A 15,281-nucleotide genomic window follows, 5' to 3' on the forward strand; every position below is an offset into this window, starting at 1 on the left:
ACGCTATCAGCCTCGGACACCGGAAAGCCCTTTTGCTAAAAATTCGGCAAAGCGGCGTGCGGCCGGAAGCGCACCGTAGGGATTAATCGAGCCCACGGTGAGCACGCGGCTTTCTCGCACGGCTGGTAGCGCTTTCCAGAACGCACTTTTCGTCAGTGCTTCGAACACGTCCTGTGGATGAGGCGGGATGAGGACGAGCCAGGCGTCTGGCATCGAGGCAAGTGTCTCTATACCGAGAGGCGCAGTCGCGGAGTAATTGGTAGCGCCTTGCCACGCATTGCTCAGCCCGAGCCGCGTCAATACCTCACCGAACATGCTGTCAGATCCGAAGACCCTGTAGTGCCGAACATCCCCAAGATTGATTGGAAGAACAGGCCTGCTTTCACCCGCTGTAAAAGCCTGCTTCAAATGATCGAGCCGCACCGCAAGATCAGTCACCAGGTCTTGCGCCGCAGGTATTGCCAGGCGCTCACCAATGGCAAGCGTTGCCTGTTCAGCGAGTGCATAAGGACTTTTGCCCGTGACATAAATCGAGTGACTCTCGACCGGTGCGATCCGGCCGATGAACGGATCGGCCCATGCGTAGAAGTTCGAGTTGAAGATCAAGTCCGGTTGGGCAAACTGAAGCGCCTCGAAATTTGGCGTGCCTCGCAGACCTATGTCGACGACGCCTGAAGGAAGGTCAGGTTTGACGACGACCTCCCTGAACTGCCGCAGTTCCGTCGCTGCGACGACATTTGCGCCAATCGCCAGGAGCGTTTCCAGAAGCGCCCAGTCGAGCGTCGCAACGCGAGGCTCCCGACCCATTGCCCGCACCTGTCCTGCTGCCGCGAGCGAGACTACGGCTGAAACAAACGTTCTGCGGGTCAGGCGTGCCAATTTCAGGTTGGTTCCAGACAGGAATGTCCTAGGGTTCAATGCGAGGATCTTCTGCAAAACTTGTGCTGAATTGTCAACTTACCATGCTTTGCCGATTTTGAACATGACCGTTCGTGCCTCGCCGTAGCCGCAGGCACCGACACCACGGCAGGACTCGACATAGGTCTTGTCGAAGAGGTTGGTAACATTGAGCGATGCGGTCCAGTTATCCTTTTTGTAGCGGATTGCTGCGTCGGCCACGGTCGATTCCGGGACTTTCAGTGTATTGGCTTCGTCGGCCCACGATTGGCCCTTGTAACGCAGACCAGCACCGATGCTCACGCCCTCCAGCAGTCCCGATGTTATGGTATAATCTGCCCAAAGCGATGCCGAATGCGCGGGAACAACGTAAAGCGATTTTCCGACAAGAACTGGGTTGGGGTCGTTCTTGGTCACTTCAGTATCCGTGTAGGCGTAGGACGCGAGCAGCTTCCAGTTTTCGTCGACATTGATCTTGCCTTCGACTTCAAAGCCACGCGATTGAACGGCGCCCAACTGGTCGGTCCATGGCGGAGCGCCGATCGCTACAGTGTTGTTCCGTTTGTTGATTTGAAAGACGGATGCCGTGACAGAAGCGTCCATAAACTCCGGCACATATTTGATGCCTGCTTCATATTGTTCGCCTTCTTCCGGCTTCAGTGGGCCTTGCAGACCGCGACCGACGAGCGGGTTGAAGAAGGTTGCGACACTTGCATATGGCGTAAAGCCGTTGTCGAACTCATATGCCAAGCCTGCGCGACCGCTCCACGCGCCATCCGTGTCATCAAAGCTGACGCCGGTTGGCATCTTATCGTTGAAATCCGTATGAACGACGTCGTAACGACCGTTCAGCGTCACCAGCCAGCCACCGCCGAACCGGACTTGGTCTTGGGCATAGAAGCCGAGCTGATTCATTGTGACCGTCTCGTTGTAGAGCGGCAAAGGCGCTGCCTGTGGCTTACCATAGACCGGATTGTTGACGTCGATCTCACCGGAACCGAAGACAGAGTTCTGGATATTGTCGATGCGATAGAGGCGGTAATCGACCCCCAACATGATCTTGTGTTCCATGCCACTTAGATCGAAAGACTTTTCGATTCGATTGTCCCACCCTAGCGTGTCAACGGCGGTGTCGCCTTCAAAGTTGATGCGATTAAGCGATGTCGATTGTGGAGCAGGCGGTGGGGGAGAAGGTACCCACAGGTAAGGATATACGAAATGCTCGTATTTGTTCAGGTGGCCGTAACGGAGATTGGAGGTCAATTTCCAGCCATTATCGAATGTATGCTCCAATTCATAGCCAGCCATTGTCTGGCTGTAACGCCCGGTGTCGATATCGGGCTCGCCCGGGAAGAAGCGGCGCGAAATTTTTCCGACGCTCGGCCAATCAACGACGGTGCCCTCGTAAGGCAGGAAGCCGTTGCCGGTGTGCAACTGATCCAGACCAGCATAGGATGCCCAGACCGTGAATTTTGTATCCGCGTCAGGTGAGATCGTCAGCTGCGGCATGATGAAGCCGCGGAAGTCGTGGGTGTAATCGGTATAGCCGTCACCGCCCCCGATCTTGCCGGTCAGGCGATACTGAATCGTACCGTCGTCATTGAGCTTGTCGGAGACGTCGAAGGCACCATATCCATTGCCGTTACTGTTGATGCCGGCCTCCGTGTAATAATAGGGAGTGTCAGTCGGCCGCTTGCTCGTCATATTGACGATGCCGCCTGCATTCGCCCCGCCATAAAGAACGGATGCCGGACCCTTCAAGACTTCGACGCGATCCAGTGCGAAAGGATCGATCTGGAAGTTGCCGAAGCCGTAGGAGAAGAGGCTGAGACCGTCGAGGTAAACGCCGCTCTGGCTCGCGTCGAAGCCGCGAATATAGTACCAGTCAGTATCCGGATCGCTGCCGAAAGGCTGGGTTGTCACGCCCGGAGTGTAGCGCAGGGCCTCATCAACCTTGTTGACGACGCCGCGGTCATCGAGCTCCTCACGACCAATGACGGAAACCGCCTGGGGGATGTCCTGGACGGGCGTGTCGCTTTTTGAGCCGGTGGACGCCCTTTTGGCGACGTAACCCTTGACCGCAGCTTCTCTTTCGCTTTCTCCACGGATGATGATTGGAGCAAGCGTCGTTGCAGCCTCTTGAGCGTATGCCGGCCATGTGCCGCAGATGGCAACCACAGCCACGCCGCACAGTTCAAGCCTCACGCCAAAGTGTCTTTCAGTCCTAGTCATTCTTGCCCCGCTACCCTAATTCTTCCGCCACACAGCGTGATGCGGCCCTGCAATAGCTGAGCAATTAACTCATATTTAGGAAAACGGCTTGGCTCGTTCTGCGACAATTGAATATTCTTGGGCGTTTTCGGAAAGGAAAAACAGATATTCACAAAACCAGCCACCCGAGCCGGACAGTCCGGATGATGATCAGGGGCAAGCTCTCCAGTTTGTCACTCCTGCCGAGCCTTACGCCAGCGAGCCGGGGTCGTGCCTACGTGTTTGCGAAAAACCTTGGTGAAATGTGCTTGGTCTGAAAAACCGGTTTCCGCTGCGATCTCTGTCAAAGGATGAGTGTTCGATGAGAGAAGTTGTTTTGCCTTTTCAAGTCTGGCTTTGGTTTGCCAGTCATGCGGGGCCATACCGGTCGAAGCCTTGAATGAATGGCTGAAATGCGATTGCGACATTCGTGTCAGTTCGGCGAGTTCGTGCAGGCGTATATTGCGCGTGCAGTTTTCCGCAATGAAATCGGTGGCCCGGCGTAGCTGCCATCCCGCAAGCGAACTCCGCTGCCGTGGCGATGTCTTCTCCAATTTCAGAACGTTGATTACAAGCGCCAGGGCGAGCCCGTCTCCGTAGAGGTCGTGCAGTGGCGCATCGTTCGTGATTTCTAAGGCGATCAGTTCAGCCAGCGCCATAACGCGCTGATCGAAGAACAAGAGTTTTGGATCGGTCAGCTTCTTCGGATCGATCTCGACCGACAGCCTGCGCACAATGGTATCCGCATCGAAATGAATATCGAGATGGCGCACATATTGCACGTCGGCAATATCGAGCCATAGCTCCATTTCTGCGGGAATGTATGAGATCGGGCTGTGTCTGTCTTGGGGTGAGCCGGATGATGTCGGAGACCACCTCATGGTCGGGCGTCCACGCCCATGTTGGTCTAGCAGAATAAATAGGCGTGGATCGCGGGCCACGTAGTGACCGCCAGCATAGGCCGCACATTCGACATCCCAGAGATCGACCGTGATGCCGTTCCAATAACGACGACGCAGTCCGCCCATGACTGAGAAGCCTTCGATTTTGTTTTCCATCCGCGGCTGGAAAGTCATAGGAGATGCTCCGCAATAAAACTTGCATCTCTTTATCAAGTTCAATATTTGCGAGCAATCCCGAACGCGTACGAGGGCGTTAGGGGGTGTTCCGATCAATTGGAGAGGCGGCTGAGCCACCGCGAAATTTGCCGGTCACGATCTCACTGAATCCCGACGGATAAAGCGCCATGCCGATACATGCAACCGGACCCCAAATAGTCGCCGCAACGTCTCCGGTTCTTTCACTCAAGGACGTCAGTTTTGCCATAGATGGACGTGTTCTGTTGCATCCGCTGACGCTTGATCTTCCCGCAGGTCAGTCTATCGCTCTGATCGGCCATAACGGTTCCGGAAAATCGACCCTCCTGAAGCTTATCGGACGTCAGCAACGCGCAAGTGGCGGGACAATCCATTTCGAAGGAAAGCCGCTGAATGGATGGGCCGATCGTGACTTCGCCCGCCGGCTAGCCTACCTGCCGCAACGGACGCCTGCGGCGCCTGGCATGCTGGTGAAAGAGTTGGTGGCTCTTGGCCGCTATCCCTGGCACGGCGCGCTGGGTCGCTTTGGCGCTGTCGATCAGGCCAAGGTCGAGGAGGCGATCACGCTTACCGGGATTGGCCCGTTCACGGAGCGCATGGTCGACAGCCTGTCGGGCGGCGAGCGTCAGCGTGTGTGGCTTGCCATGCTCATTGCCCAGGATGCCGCATGCCTGTTGCTGGACGAACCGACGTCTGCCCTTGATATCGGCCATCAACTGGATGTGCTGTCGCTTACGCAGGAACTTTGCCGCAAAAAGGGTATCACGATCATCACCGTTCTTCACGACGTAAACATGGCGGCGCGCTTTTGCGATCGCGTGGTTGCGCTCCATTCGGGGAGGCTGATCGCGCAAGGATCAGCGGAGGAGATCATGACGTCCGATCATTTGTTGCGCATTTATGATGTGCATATGGATATTCTTCGACAGCCGTCAAATGGCCGGCTGGTTGCTTTGGCGCGGTAGCCCGGAGCCGCGGAATTTATCCCGTTCGATTGTGTTCAGTGGCAAAATCGAACAAAAAATGGTTTGGCGTCCGACCGGCTACCCTAAGGCGGGCGCATGCCTTTAGGCACGGTGTGCATTATAACACACTGATTGCGGCAACTCGCCACGATGTCAGTGCATGCCTCCCAGTTTGCCATTCAAACTGACGTTGCGCAAGATGAGCGCCAAGGGCACTGCGAGCGCCGAAATGATGGCCAAGACAAAGAACACATCTATATAGGCGAGATAGCTTGCTTGAAGGCCGACCTGCTGGCCAATGAGGGCCATGGCTTGGCCTTGTGCATCAACTGTGGAGGAGCCGCGGCCCGTCAGGAAACTCTGTAAATTCTGCATGGTCTGGTGGTAGGCGGGCTCTGCGGGGTTGATATGCTCGACCAGTCTGCTCTGGTGCCACTGCTCCCGATACGCAAGCACGTTGGAGGCAATTGAAACGCCGATAGAACCGCCGGTGTTGCGCGCCGCATTGATCAATGCGGAGGCCTGATCGGTCTGGTCCGGCCTCAAGCCGTTATATGAGGCGGCAGTGATAGGGATAAAGATAAGAGGCAGGCCCAGGCCGAGAATGCATCGGGACCACACGAAGAAGCCGAAATCGGCATTTGGCGTTAGACGCGTCAGGTCATACATGGACAGGGCAATGATCGTTGCACCGATAGCGATCAGGTATTTCGGCTGGAAGCGAGAAGTCAGCTGGCCCGCCATGAACATCATGACCATCGTCACCATCCCGCCGGGAGACAGAGCCAAGCCTGCCCACGTGGCAGTGTAGCCATAATTCTCCTGTAGAACCTGCGGCACGAATTGTGTGGTGGCAATCAGGATCGCGCCGATCGCCAGCATCACGATCATACAAGAACCGAACTGCCGTGTCGCGATGAGTCGAACGTCCAACACCGGATTATTTTTTGTCAGGAGCCAGGGAATAGAGGCTGCCAGCGCTAGAAAGCAGATCGTTGACGTGATGATGATGAAAGTGGAGTCGAACCAATCCTCAATCTGCCCTCTATCCAGCACGAGTTCAAGCGAGCCGAGGAATGTCGCAACCAACACGAAGCCGACCAGGTCGAAACGAAGGCCACGCCGGCGCATGTCCTGACGTTTTTTCTCCTGTTCCTCAGATTCGTTGACAAGAAAATAGACGAGCATGAAGGCGAAGATGCCGACCGGCCCGTTAATTAGAAAACACCAGTGCCAAGAGAAGTTGTCGGAAAGCCAACCGCCGAGCGTAGGGCCGACAACTGGCGCCACCACCACCGCGATACCGAATATCGCAAATGCCTGACCGCGCTTTGCTGGCGGAAAGGCATCGGTGAGGATTGATTGAGACACTGGCACCATTCCGCCCCCGGCAAAGCCCTGGATCATACGGAACACTAGAAGAGACGGGAGGTCCCATGCCAGCCCGCACATGACAGACGCGATGGTAAACATGGCAAGGCAGACCAGATAAAATCGTTTGCGGCCATAGCGCTGTGCGATGAAGCTTGATGCGATTAGTGCGATAGCATTGGAAACGAGGTAGGTCGTGACCACCCACGACGCTTCGTCGGAGCTGACTGCCAAGCCACCAGAGATGTAGCGCAGAGCGACGTTGGCAATTGTCGTGTCGAGTACTTCCATGAAGACCGCCAACGCGACGACCACCGCCACAAGCCATGGATTGGTTGCGCGGCCACTTTCTTTCGTGCCGGTTGCGCCTGTCGCTGCTGCGCTTGCCATGTCCCGCCTCTATCTTATCTCTCGACTAGTGTCTGGGACGAACGGTGACGGTGGGCACGACCGACATTCCGGGGCCGATCGAAACGTCCTTTGGCCATTGATCGACTACGATTTTCACCGGCACGCGTTGAGTCACTTTCACATAATTGCCGGTGGCGTTCTCCGCTGGCAGCAATGAAAAGGCGGTGCCGGAGCCGGGCTGTACAGAATCGACCTTTCCATGCAAAACGTGATCGGGGTAGGCATCGATCGTCAGTTCAGCGGGCTGACCGGCGCGCATGTCAGCCAGTTGCGTCTCCTTGAAATTTGCAGTCACCCAGATCTCATCGGGAACGAACATCGCGATCGCCTGACCTGCCTGGACAAACTGGCCTTTGGCTCCGCTAATCTTGACGACGCGTCCGGGTTGAGCTGCCGTCAGCGTCGTATAGAGAAGGTTCTGGTCGGCACTTTCCTTTTGGGCCTCGGCTTGTTTCAGACTTGCCTGGGCACTTGTTCGCTGTGCCTCCGCCGCCACCTTGTTTTTCATTGCCGAACTGATGTTCGCTTGTGCCTCAGCATATGCAGCCTGAGCCTGTCGCAGGTTCGATTCCGCCTGTTGAGATGTTTGCAGGCTACCGGCACCGCCCTGCTGCAACTGCCGCTGGCGGTCGGCTTCGTCTTTTGCAAACTGAAGCGCGGCGGCCGACGATGTTTCGCGCGCCTTGGCCTCTTCGATTGCAGCGGAAGCAACGTCAATTTGCGCTGCCGCATTCGTGATCGCGGCTCTGGCGGATTCCACCTGCGCCTGCGCCTGGTCGACGGCGATCTGATAATCGCGCGGCGCTATTCTCGCGATCACCGCTCCTGCCTCCACATGCGCATTGTCTGCTGCAGCGACATCGTCGAGATAGCCGGACACCTTCGCCGCCAGGGAGAAGCTACGCGCATCGACAAATGCATCGTCGGTTGTCTCGTAGGGATGAAAATAGATGAGCCAGATGAAATATCCGCCAATCCCAAATGCGATGAGGGCGAGAACGATACCTGCTGCCCAGAACGGATGGCGCCTGATCAATGAAGGCTTTTTCTCGTCATTGTTTTGATCCTCTCCGGAGGCGTCGTTCTGACGCTGTCGATTCTCCGGATCGCCGTTTTGCTTCGCTTCGTCTTGGGGAGCGGCGCGTTGAGCTTGATCCACGATTTGCCTCTGGAAACAGTCTGAAGGGTAGCCTTAACGCAGGCCATCGGCAGATGTTCCATACCGACCCCCAACGCATACGGCGCTACCTGTTTCCAGTCAGGATTAATTTGTTATCGGATTGTTGCATCATACTGGAAAATAGACCATATTTTGAAAAAGAAGATAACAACACGGAGTATCGCAGTGCTCGTCATCATCGCCGACGATCTCACTGGAGCATTGGATACCGCTGCCCCTTTCGCGGCAAGGGGGCTTTATACGGAAATCGCCCTGACCAACGAGGCGGTCACCGGAGCGCTTGCGCTGAAGCCAGACGTGCTTTCCATAAACCTGGCATCGCGCGAGAAGCCAGCATGCGAAGCCTATAAGACAATGCGCGAGCTCATGACGTACTTGCCGCCAGCTGTGCGTCTGTTCAAGAAGGTCGATTCTCGGTTGAAGGGAAACATCTCGGCTGAGCTGGATGCAATCGAGTATCGTCGCGCCTTGGTGGCACCGGCTATTCCTGCATTCGGCCGTTTCGTCAGAAATGGTCACGTGGATGGTTTTGGCGTCGAGACGCCGATCTGCGTCGCTGACGCCCTCGGTCGCCACGCCGAACGCTCGACAATTGCCGAGGCGGGTACCCCGGAAGATTTGCTGTCTGCTCTTGACGACTGCGAAGGTAATGGAATCGACCTTTTGGTTGGAGCACGGGGCCTCGCGGAGGCTCTTGCTGATCGCATGACCCACTTCGCCAAGGCAGAGCTTGTCACACCGCCGGCTGGTCAGGGGCTTTTCGTTATCGGATCACATGATCGCATCACCGATGCGCAGGTGGAACAATTGCGGCAACTGCAGGACGTTGCCTATCTTCCCGCACCAAACGGCATTGTCGAGCCTAAAGGCTTGCTGTCATCACCAGCTATCCTCGTTCAGGCAACCACGGGGCCTTCAACGCTTAGACCTGAAGAGGTGGCTCACAACCTTGCGCAAAGTGTCCATCCAGTCTTAACCTCTGGCGCTCGGACCATGCTTTTGTGTGGCGGCGCCACCGCCGAAGCCGTTCTTGCGACAATGGGCGTAACAAGCTTTCAGCTGAAGGGCGAATGCATGCCGGGTCTTGGCCTGGCCTACGCCAACGGGCAATGTATCATCTTGAAATCCGGCGGATTCGGAGAGCCTGACACTCTCAAGAAACTCGCCGAGCAACTTTTCGACGGCAGGAACTGAGGATGGGATTGCAAAGCGGAACAGCGCGCAAAAGTTTGGCGGACCTCGTCTTCGAGCGCATGCACAGAGCCATCAAGTCGGGCTCCTATCAATCCGATGAACGACTGCCAACCGAGCACGATCTCGCGATTGAATTCGAGGTATCGCGTCCCATCATCCGTGAAGCGCTTCGACGTCTGCGGGATCAGGGCCTGATATATTCTCGCCGCGGAGCAGGAAGTTTCGTGCGCTCGCTCGGCATGAAACAGCCGCTGGGTTTCGGGCAGTTGGAGAATGTTGCAGATCTTTTGAGTTGCTACGAATTCCGTTTGACGCTCGAACCTGCTGCTGCGGAAGCTGCCGCAGCACGACACACACCGGGCACGCTTCTCGCGATCCGAGACGCCCTCGAATTGATGCGGGACGCGACGAACCGCCAGGCTCACCGCGAAGATGCCGACTTCCAGTTTCACCTTGCTATCGCACGTGCGGCAAACAACACCTACTTTTCGACGGCGATGGAAGCATTGAAAGACCACATCGCTGTGGGCATGCGCTTCCATGGTGTATCGGTCAAACGCGACAATGCCGGTCTATCCCGCGTGTTTGCCGAGCATGAAGCGATCGCTGACGCTATCGCTACAGGCAAAGGTCCGAAGGCCAAGGAACTTATGCATGCGCATTTGACGGGGTCCCGGGCGCGTCTCTTCCAGACGAGTGCGTCGCTTGCCAATCTGACCGAGGGATCGGCAGTAATTGCAAGTTCGTCCGACGCGGAATGAAAAAGGGGCCGTGATGGCCCCTGTTTCGTTGAAATATATATAATTAATATGCCGACTTGTAGATCGACAGAATATCGTCTGCGGTCATATCTGCGGGATTGTTATCCATAAGTCGGCGGTTCGCATGGGCTTCCGCTGCATATGCCGCCAGATCGGGTTCCTCCGCTCCGTGGTGCGAAAGCCGCATCTCGATGTTGAGGTCCGTGCAGAAACGCTGGCCATTCTCCAGAATACCCTCGGGAGAATTTGCAGAAAAACCAAGGGCTTCCGCGACTTCCGCAGTTTTTTCCCGGACGACCGGCTGGTTGAAAGCAAGCACATGCGGGAATACGATAGCGTTTGCCAGACCATGCGGTAGACCCAGCCGAGTGCCGAGCGGATAAGCGATGGCGTGACCGGCAGCCGTATTGACCGGACCCAGACAAATGCCACCGTAATAGGATGCGAGCATCATGGCTTCGCGCGCTTGCGTATCGGAGCCGTCCTTGACGGCGCGGGCAAGATATTTCCCGACGAGGCGAAATCCCATTCGCGCAAAGCCATCAATCATGGGATGCGCCCTCTTGTTGGTGAAGGCCTCAACGCAATGCGCCATGGCGTCGACGCCGGTGGCCGCTGTGACTGCAGGCGGCACGCTGAAGGTCAATTCCGGATCGAGAACCGCGATGTCGGCGATCATGTAAGGGCTTTCGACTGCGATCTTTGCGCCCTTGACCGGATCTGTGATCAGAGAGCGGATGCCCGCTTCCGAGCCTGTGCCCGCAGTTGTTGCCACTTGGACAAGCTGCGTGTTTCGTCCAGCGACGCGGTTGGGGCCCGCGACATCGGCAAGCGATTGTTCGCTATCCCACAAAACCGCAACCAGCTTTGCTACGTCAAGGACCGATCCGCCACCCAGACCGATGACTACCTGCGGCTTGACCCTGCGTGCGACAGTAAGTGCAGCCTCGAGCGTCGCAACATCCGGTTCTCCGGGGATGGCATCGAAGACTTCTACTTTCCCGGCAAGTTGAAGACGGTCGACAAAGCCCGCGGTGATGGGCGTCGCGATGACGAGCGTCGCCTGAGCATTGCCAACCAGACCTCCGACCTCGCCGATCGAGCCTGCGCCAACGATCAGCCTTCTGGGCTGGTGAAGCGTAATGAAAGCAGTCATCGGCATTATCCTTTTTCTGTCCGGCCATCGACCAGCTTGCGGGCATAGGCGATGGCCGAGTTCATGTTGCCATGATTTGCGATACCCCTGCCGGCAATGTCGAAGGCTGTTCCGTGGTCGACGGATGTTCGATCGATCGGCAGTTCGACGGAGACGTTGACGGCGGTATCGAAGGCGACCAGCTTGATCGGGATGTGGCCCTGATCGTGATATTGGGCGACCACCAGATCGAAGGCGCCCGAATAGGCGCGGTGGAAAACGGTATCGGCTGAAATCGGGCCATCGACGTTGATGCCCTCGGCCTTGGCAGCGGCGACCGCCGGGGCGATCTGATCGTCATCTTCCGTACCGAACAGTCCGTTTTCACCGCAGTGTGGGTTGATACCGGCGACCGCAATGCGTGGGTTCTCATATCCGATACGCTTCAAGTGCTTGTTGCCGGCGCGGATGGTGGCGAGCACGCGTTCTGTCGTCGAGCGGCGGATCGCTTCCTGAAGCGACACGTGGGTAGAAACGTGTATGACTTTCAATCGTTCGGAGGCGAGCAGCATGTATGCAGCGCTTGATCCGGTCAGACTGCGCAGCATACCAGTATGGCCGTCATAGTGATGACCAGCCGCGTTCAATGCTTCCTTGTTGATGGGGGCTGTGACGATGCAGCCAATCAAGCCGGCTTCTGCATCGCGCACAGCCCTCTCGATAAAGCGGAAGGCAGCGTCACCCGCAATTGGACTGAGCTTGCCCCAGGGAAGCGGTGCGCCTTCCACGTCTATGTCCACGACATGGGGCTCGAGATCGATGCTAAGGCCCAGCGCCTGTCGGGCAGCTTCAAGCGTGGCCAGGTTTCCGTAAATTCTGGTTGCCATACGATCTTGCGCCGACATCTCGGCCAGGGCGCGAACCGAAATTTCGGGGCCGACGCCGCAAGGGTCGCCCATCGTGATGCCGATAATGTCGCTCATGTCAGTCTCCAGTGCCTGTCCGGTCCCAGCCTGCGGGGAGGTGGACATATTTGATCGCGCGTCGATGATAGGTGTAGGCCAAGTGGAGGCTTCCATCCGGATCCGCCAGCAGCCACGGATAGGACATCTCGAAGTTACGTCCGTCGATGGAATCGTTCGACAGGCAGGTGCCCGGCCCATCTTCGATCATAATGCGTTGCGGGAAGGTCTTGCCACCATCTTCCGAAAGACAAACGCTGACCGGCGCACGCGGAACGCCCCATACCGGGACGATACCGCCTGCGGGGTCAGCATCCGGCCGGGCGTCATCTTCGCCAAGTTCGTCATAGAGCGAAGTGCGACGGTCGCTGGATGCTTCGTGGTTTACCGGATTGCAGATCAGGGCAATACGACCGTCATGAAGCGTGATCGCTGCCAGCGAGGAATTGTTGTTCGGCAGGTCTGTTGCGACGGGAACGCTCCAGCTACGCCCTTCGTCGGTACTGTCCGTCCTAAAAACGAAATCGGCCTGGCGTCGACGGAAGAAGGCAGTGAACCTGCCTGTGCCATCGGATACAGGTGACATATGTACGCAGCCAGTCGATTGCGGCAATTCCTCCAGGCGCCAGTTCCGGCCAGAATCTTCACTGATGCCGACAGCTGCCGTGTCATGGCTGCCATTCCATTTCTGGCCGGGACGCTGGACGCATCGGAATATCGGCAGAAGCCATGCGCCGTCCTTGCGGACCATCAGCGGTGCGCGAACGAAGCTACCGCGTGGCAAGTCCAGGTAGCGACCATCCGAGGCAACAAGCCGGGTTGGGTCGATGGGGTCGTTCACCACCTCCGCCATGCGAATGCGGCACTCATCCTGATTGCCGGAAGGCTGGGAGGTATGGAACAGAATGAGCCGCCCGTCGGGAGCCTGAAACAGTACCGGGTTTTGTTCTGAATGATCGGGGTCGGAACTCAAGCGCTGCGCCGGACCCCAGCTAGAGGCATTTTTCCGTAGAACGGATGCGTAGATGGAAATGTCGGATTTGCCTTCGAGAGAGCCACCGAACCAGGCACAAATCAGCGAACCTTCTGCAGTGCGATGCAGGAAAGCGGCATGGTTCTGAATCATGGGCGAAGGCAAAAAGGCAACAGTCCGCCCGTCTTCGGCTTGAGTCAGTCCACCCGTCATCTGTTGCGCTATCTCGTCTGGGGTCATGATGAGCTCCTCTCGCTTCCGGAAATCAGCCAAAATTCGAAAGTTGTCAAGTTTATTTATGTCCTAAAACAGCGAGATATTCCGATTTGCATTTTTTAAAATATTGAAAATAAATAAAAAAATAAGATTATGTTTTTGTTTTATATTTTACATCGTAATTCTATTTGACAAGATGGGGCTGTGCGTAGATGCTCAGCGCCAACCTGGTCGATGAGGGCTCAGGATGTCTGTCGGTGCGTTTCGACACATTCAAGCTTCTGGAAGGCGGATCTTGCTCGCTCATCCATGTCGTCGCCTGTCATGTATGGACTTCATCTGGGAGGAGAACAAAGATGAAAAAGACTGCTGTTTCATGTGCCTTGGCGCTAAGTACGCTGGTGATGCCCGCGGTGACGCCGGCCTATGCGGGATCTGGCCCGATCAAGGTCGTGCTGGCCGAAGAAGCGGACCTGCTTGAGCCCTGCATGGCGACGCGATCGAATATTGGCCGTGTCATCATGGAGAATGTCAGCGAAACGCTGACGGAGCTCGACGTGCGCACTGACAAGGGTGTCATGCCGCGCCTGGCGGAAAAGTGGGAGCAGAACTCCGATGGCAGCTGGCGCTTTCATCTCCGTCATGGCGTGAAGTTCTCTGATGGCTCAAGCTTCGATGCCAAGGATGTCAAGCACAGCTTCGACCGCATCATGAGCGACAAAAATGCCTGCGAATCCCGCCGTTACTTCGGGGGCATGAAGGTGACGCCTTCTGTCGTCGATGATTACACCATCGACTTCAAAGCCGATCCCGTCCAGCCGATCCTTCCTCTTCTGATGACGCTCGTCACGATTGTTCCAGAAGAGACGCCACTCGAATTTATCCGCGAGCCAGTCGGCACCGGTCCCTACAAGCTCACCAACTGGACGCCTGGCCAGCAGATCGTCCTCACCGGCCGCGACGACTATTGGGGCACCAAGCCCGAAGTGACGGAGGCCACGTATCTGTTCCGCGCCGATCCGGCTGTCCGCGCAGCCATGGTTCAAGCCGGCGAAGCCGATCTATCTCCGTCTATCTCTCAGCTCGATGCGACGAACCCGAAGACTGACTTCTCATATCTCGATAGCGAGACGGTCTATCTTCGCCTTGATCACAACATTGCGCCGCTCAACGATGTGCGCGTTCGCCGCGCGCTGAACCTGGCCATCGACCGTCAAGCGTTCCTCGGCACGCTGGTTCCAGAAAGCGCGGTGCTTGCAACGGCAATCGTCCCGCCAACCACGCTTGGCTGGAACAAGGACGTCAAGGTGTTCCCTTATGATCCCGACGGCGCCAAGAAGCTACTCGACGAAGCCAAGGCAGATGGTGTGAAGGTCGATACGCCGATCACCATCATCGCGCGCTCGGCCAACTTCCCGAACGTCACCGAAATCATGGAGGCCATTCAGCAGCAGTTGCAGGATGTCGGCTTCAAGGTTGACCTGAAATTCGTCGAAGTCGCAGAACATGAGCGCTATTATTCGAAGCCCTTCGCCAAGGATCGTGGTCCCCAGATCGTCGCTGCCATGCACGACAACTCCAAGGGTGACCCTTCATTCTCGATGTTCTTCAAATATGCTTCTGACGGCACGCAGTCGGGCTTCTCCGATCCGAAGGTTGATGATCTGATCAAGCGCGCTTCAGCTGCCGTCGGAGATGATCGTGCCAAGCTCTGGTCGGAATTGATCGCCTACCTGCATGACGACGTGGTGGCAGATGTGCTGCTCTTCCACATGGTCGGCTTTGCCCGTGTCTCTGAACGTCTCGACTTCAAGCCGACGATTGCGACGAACTCGATGCTCCAGCTCTCCGAGATCAAGATCAAGTAAG

At 56.6% G+C, this 15,281-nt stretch carries 12 protein-coding genes; 4 read left to right on the forward strand and 8 right to left on the reverse strand.

Going from position 1 to position 15,281, the window contains the following annotated elements; genetic code table 11:
- Positions 1 to 6 precede the first annotated feature (6 nt).
- The 3 genes from QZ862_RS18930 to QZ862_RS18940 form a co-directional block, all read right to left on the reverse strand.
- Complete coding sequence (locus QZ862_RS18930) at positions 7 to 879, reverse strand: ABC transporter substrate-binding protein (protein WP_296101444.1); 873 nt, start codon at positions 877 to 879, stop codon at positions 7 to 9.
- A gap of 78 nt (positions 880 to 957) precedes the next feature.
- Positions 958 to 3,129, reverse strand: a complete 2,172-nt coding sequence (locus QZ862_RS18935; protein ID WP_296101361.1) for a TonB-dependent siderophore receptor — start codon at positions 3,127 to 3,129, stop codon at positions 958 to 960.
- 212 nt (positions 3,130 to 3,341) lie between these two features.
- Complete coding sequence (locus QZ862_RS18940) at positions 3,342 to 4,223, reverse strand: AraC family transcriptional regulator (RefSeq protein ID WP_296101362.1); 882 nt, start codon at positions 4,221 to 4,223, stop codon at positions 3,342 to 3,344.
- A gap of 170 nt (positions 4,224 to 4,393) precedes the next feature.
- Between QZ862_RS18940 and QZ862_RS18945 the strand changes: the two genes are divergently transcribed.
- Positions 4,394 to 5,209 (forward strand): ATP-binding cassette domain-containing protein, encoded by an 816-nt coding sequence (locus QZ862_RS18945; RefSeq protein WP_296038583.1) that lies wholly within the window; start codon positions 4,394 to 4,396, stop codon positions 5,207 to 5,209.
- 153 nt (positions 5,210 to 5,362) lie between these two features.
- On the opposite strand, the gene QZ862_RS18950 is transcribed toward QZ862_RS18945, so the two are convergent.
- Together QZ862_RS18950 and QZ862_RS18955 are read right to left on the reverse strand one after the other, a co-directional pair.
- Entirely contained in the window at positions 5,363 to 6,970 is a 1,608-nt protein-coding gene (locus QZ862_RS18950) for a DHA2 family efflux MFS transporter permease subunit (protein ID WP_296101363.1), read from the reverse strand.
- A 25-nt stretch (positions 6,971 to 6,995) separates the two neighbouring features.
- A complete protein-coding gene (locus QZ862_RS18955; RefSeq protein WP_296101364.1) occupies positions 6,996 to 8,150 on the reverse strand; it encodes an HlyD family secretion protein in 1,155 nt (384 codons plus the stop codon).
- Positions 8,151 to 8,336: 186 nt separating this feature from the next.
- On the opposite strand from QZ862_RS18955, the gene QZ862_RS18960 reads away from it, so the two are divergent.
- Together QZ862_RS18960 and QZ862_RS18965 are read left to right on the forward strand one after the other, a co-directional pair.
- Entirely contained in the window at positions 8,337 to 9,365 is a 1,029-nt protein-coding gene (locus QZ862_RS18960; RefSeq protein WP_296101365.1) for a four-carbon acid sugar kinase family protein, read from the forward strand.
- Positions 9,366 to 9,367: 2 nt separating this feature from the next.
- The gene (locus QZ862_RS18965) at positions 9,368 to 10,126 is read left to right on the forward strand and encodes a FadR/GntR family transcriptional regulator (RefSeq protein ID WP_296019649.1); all 759 of its coding nucleotides are present in this window, start codon (positions 9,368 to 9,370) and stop codon (positions 10,124 to 10,126) included.
- Between the two features lie 43 nt (positions 10,127 to 10,169).
- Here the strand turns inward: QZ862_RS18965 and QZ862_RS18970 are convergent, their stop codons facing one another.
- Genes QZ862_RS18970 through QZ862_RS18980 form a run of 3 tightly spaced genes read right to left on the reverse strand, consistent with a single transcriptional unit; the run spans position 10,170 to position 13,436 of the window.
- Positions 10,170 to 11,282 carry an iron-containing alcohol dehydrogenase gene (locus QZ862_RS18970; protein ID WP_296101366.1) on the reverse strand — a complete coding sequence of 371 codons (1,113 nt, stop codon included), beginning with the start codon at positions 11,280 to 11,282 and terminating at the stop codon, positions 10,170 to 10,172.
- Positions 11,283 to 11,287: 5 nt separating this feature from the next.
- A complete protein-coding gene (pdxA, locus tag QZ862_RS18975; RefSeq protein ID WP_296101367.1) occupies positions 11,288 to 12,244 on the reverse strand; it encodes a 4-hydroxythreonine-4-phosphate dehydrogenase PdxA in 957 nt (318 codons plus the stop codon).
- Between the two features lies 1 nt (position 12,245).
- Positions 12,246 to 13,436: an exo-alpha-sialidase gene (locus QZ862_RS18980; protein ID WP_296101368.1), complete on the reverse strand. Its 1,191-nt coding sequence runs from the start codon at positions 13,434 to 13,436 to the stop codon at positions 12,246 to 12,248.
- A gap of 332 nt (positions 13,437 to 13,768) precedes the next feature.
- Between QZ862_RS18980 and QZ862_RS18985 the strand changes: the two genes are divergently transcribed.
- On the forward strand, positions 13,769 to 15,280 hold the full coding sequence (locus QZ862_RS18985) for an ABC transporter substrate-binding protein (protein ID WP_296080451.1): 1,512 nt from the start codon (positions 13,769 to 13,771) through the stop codon (positions 15,278 to 15,280).
- Position 15,281 lies beyond the last annotated feature (1 nt).

This window comes from uncultured Agrobacterium sp. (assembly GCA_913777615.1).
In the GTDB taxonomy this organism is placed as follows: domain Bacteria; phylum Pseudomonadota; class Alphaproteobacteria; order Rhizobiales; family Rhizobiaceae; genus Agrobacterium.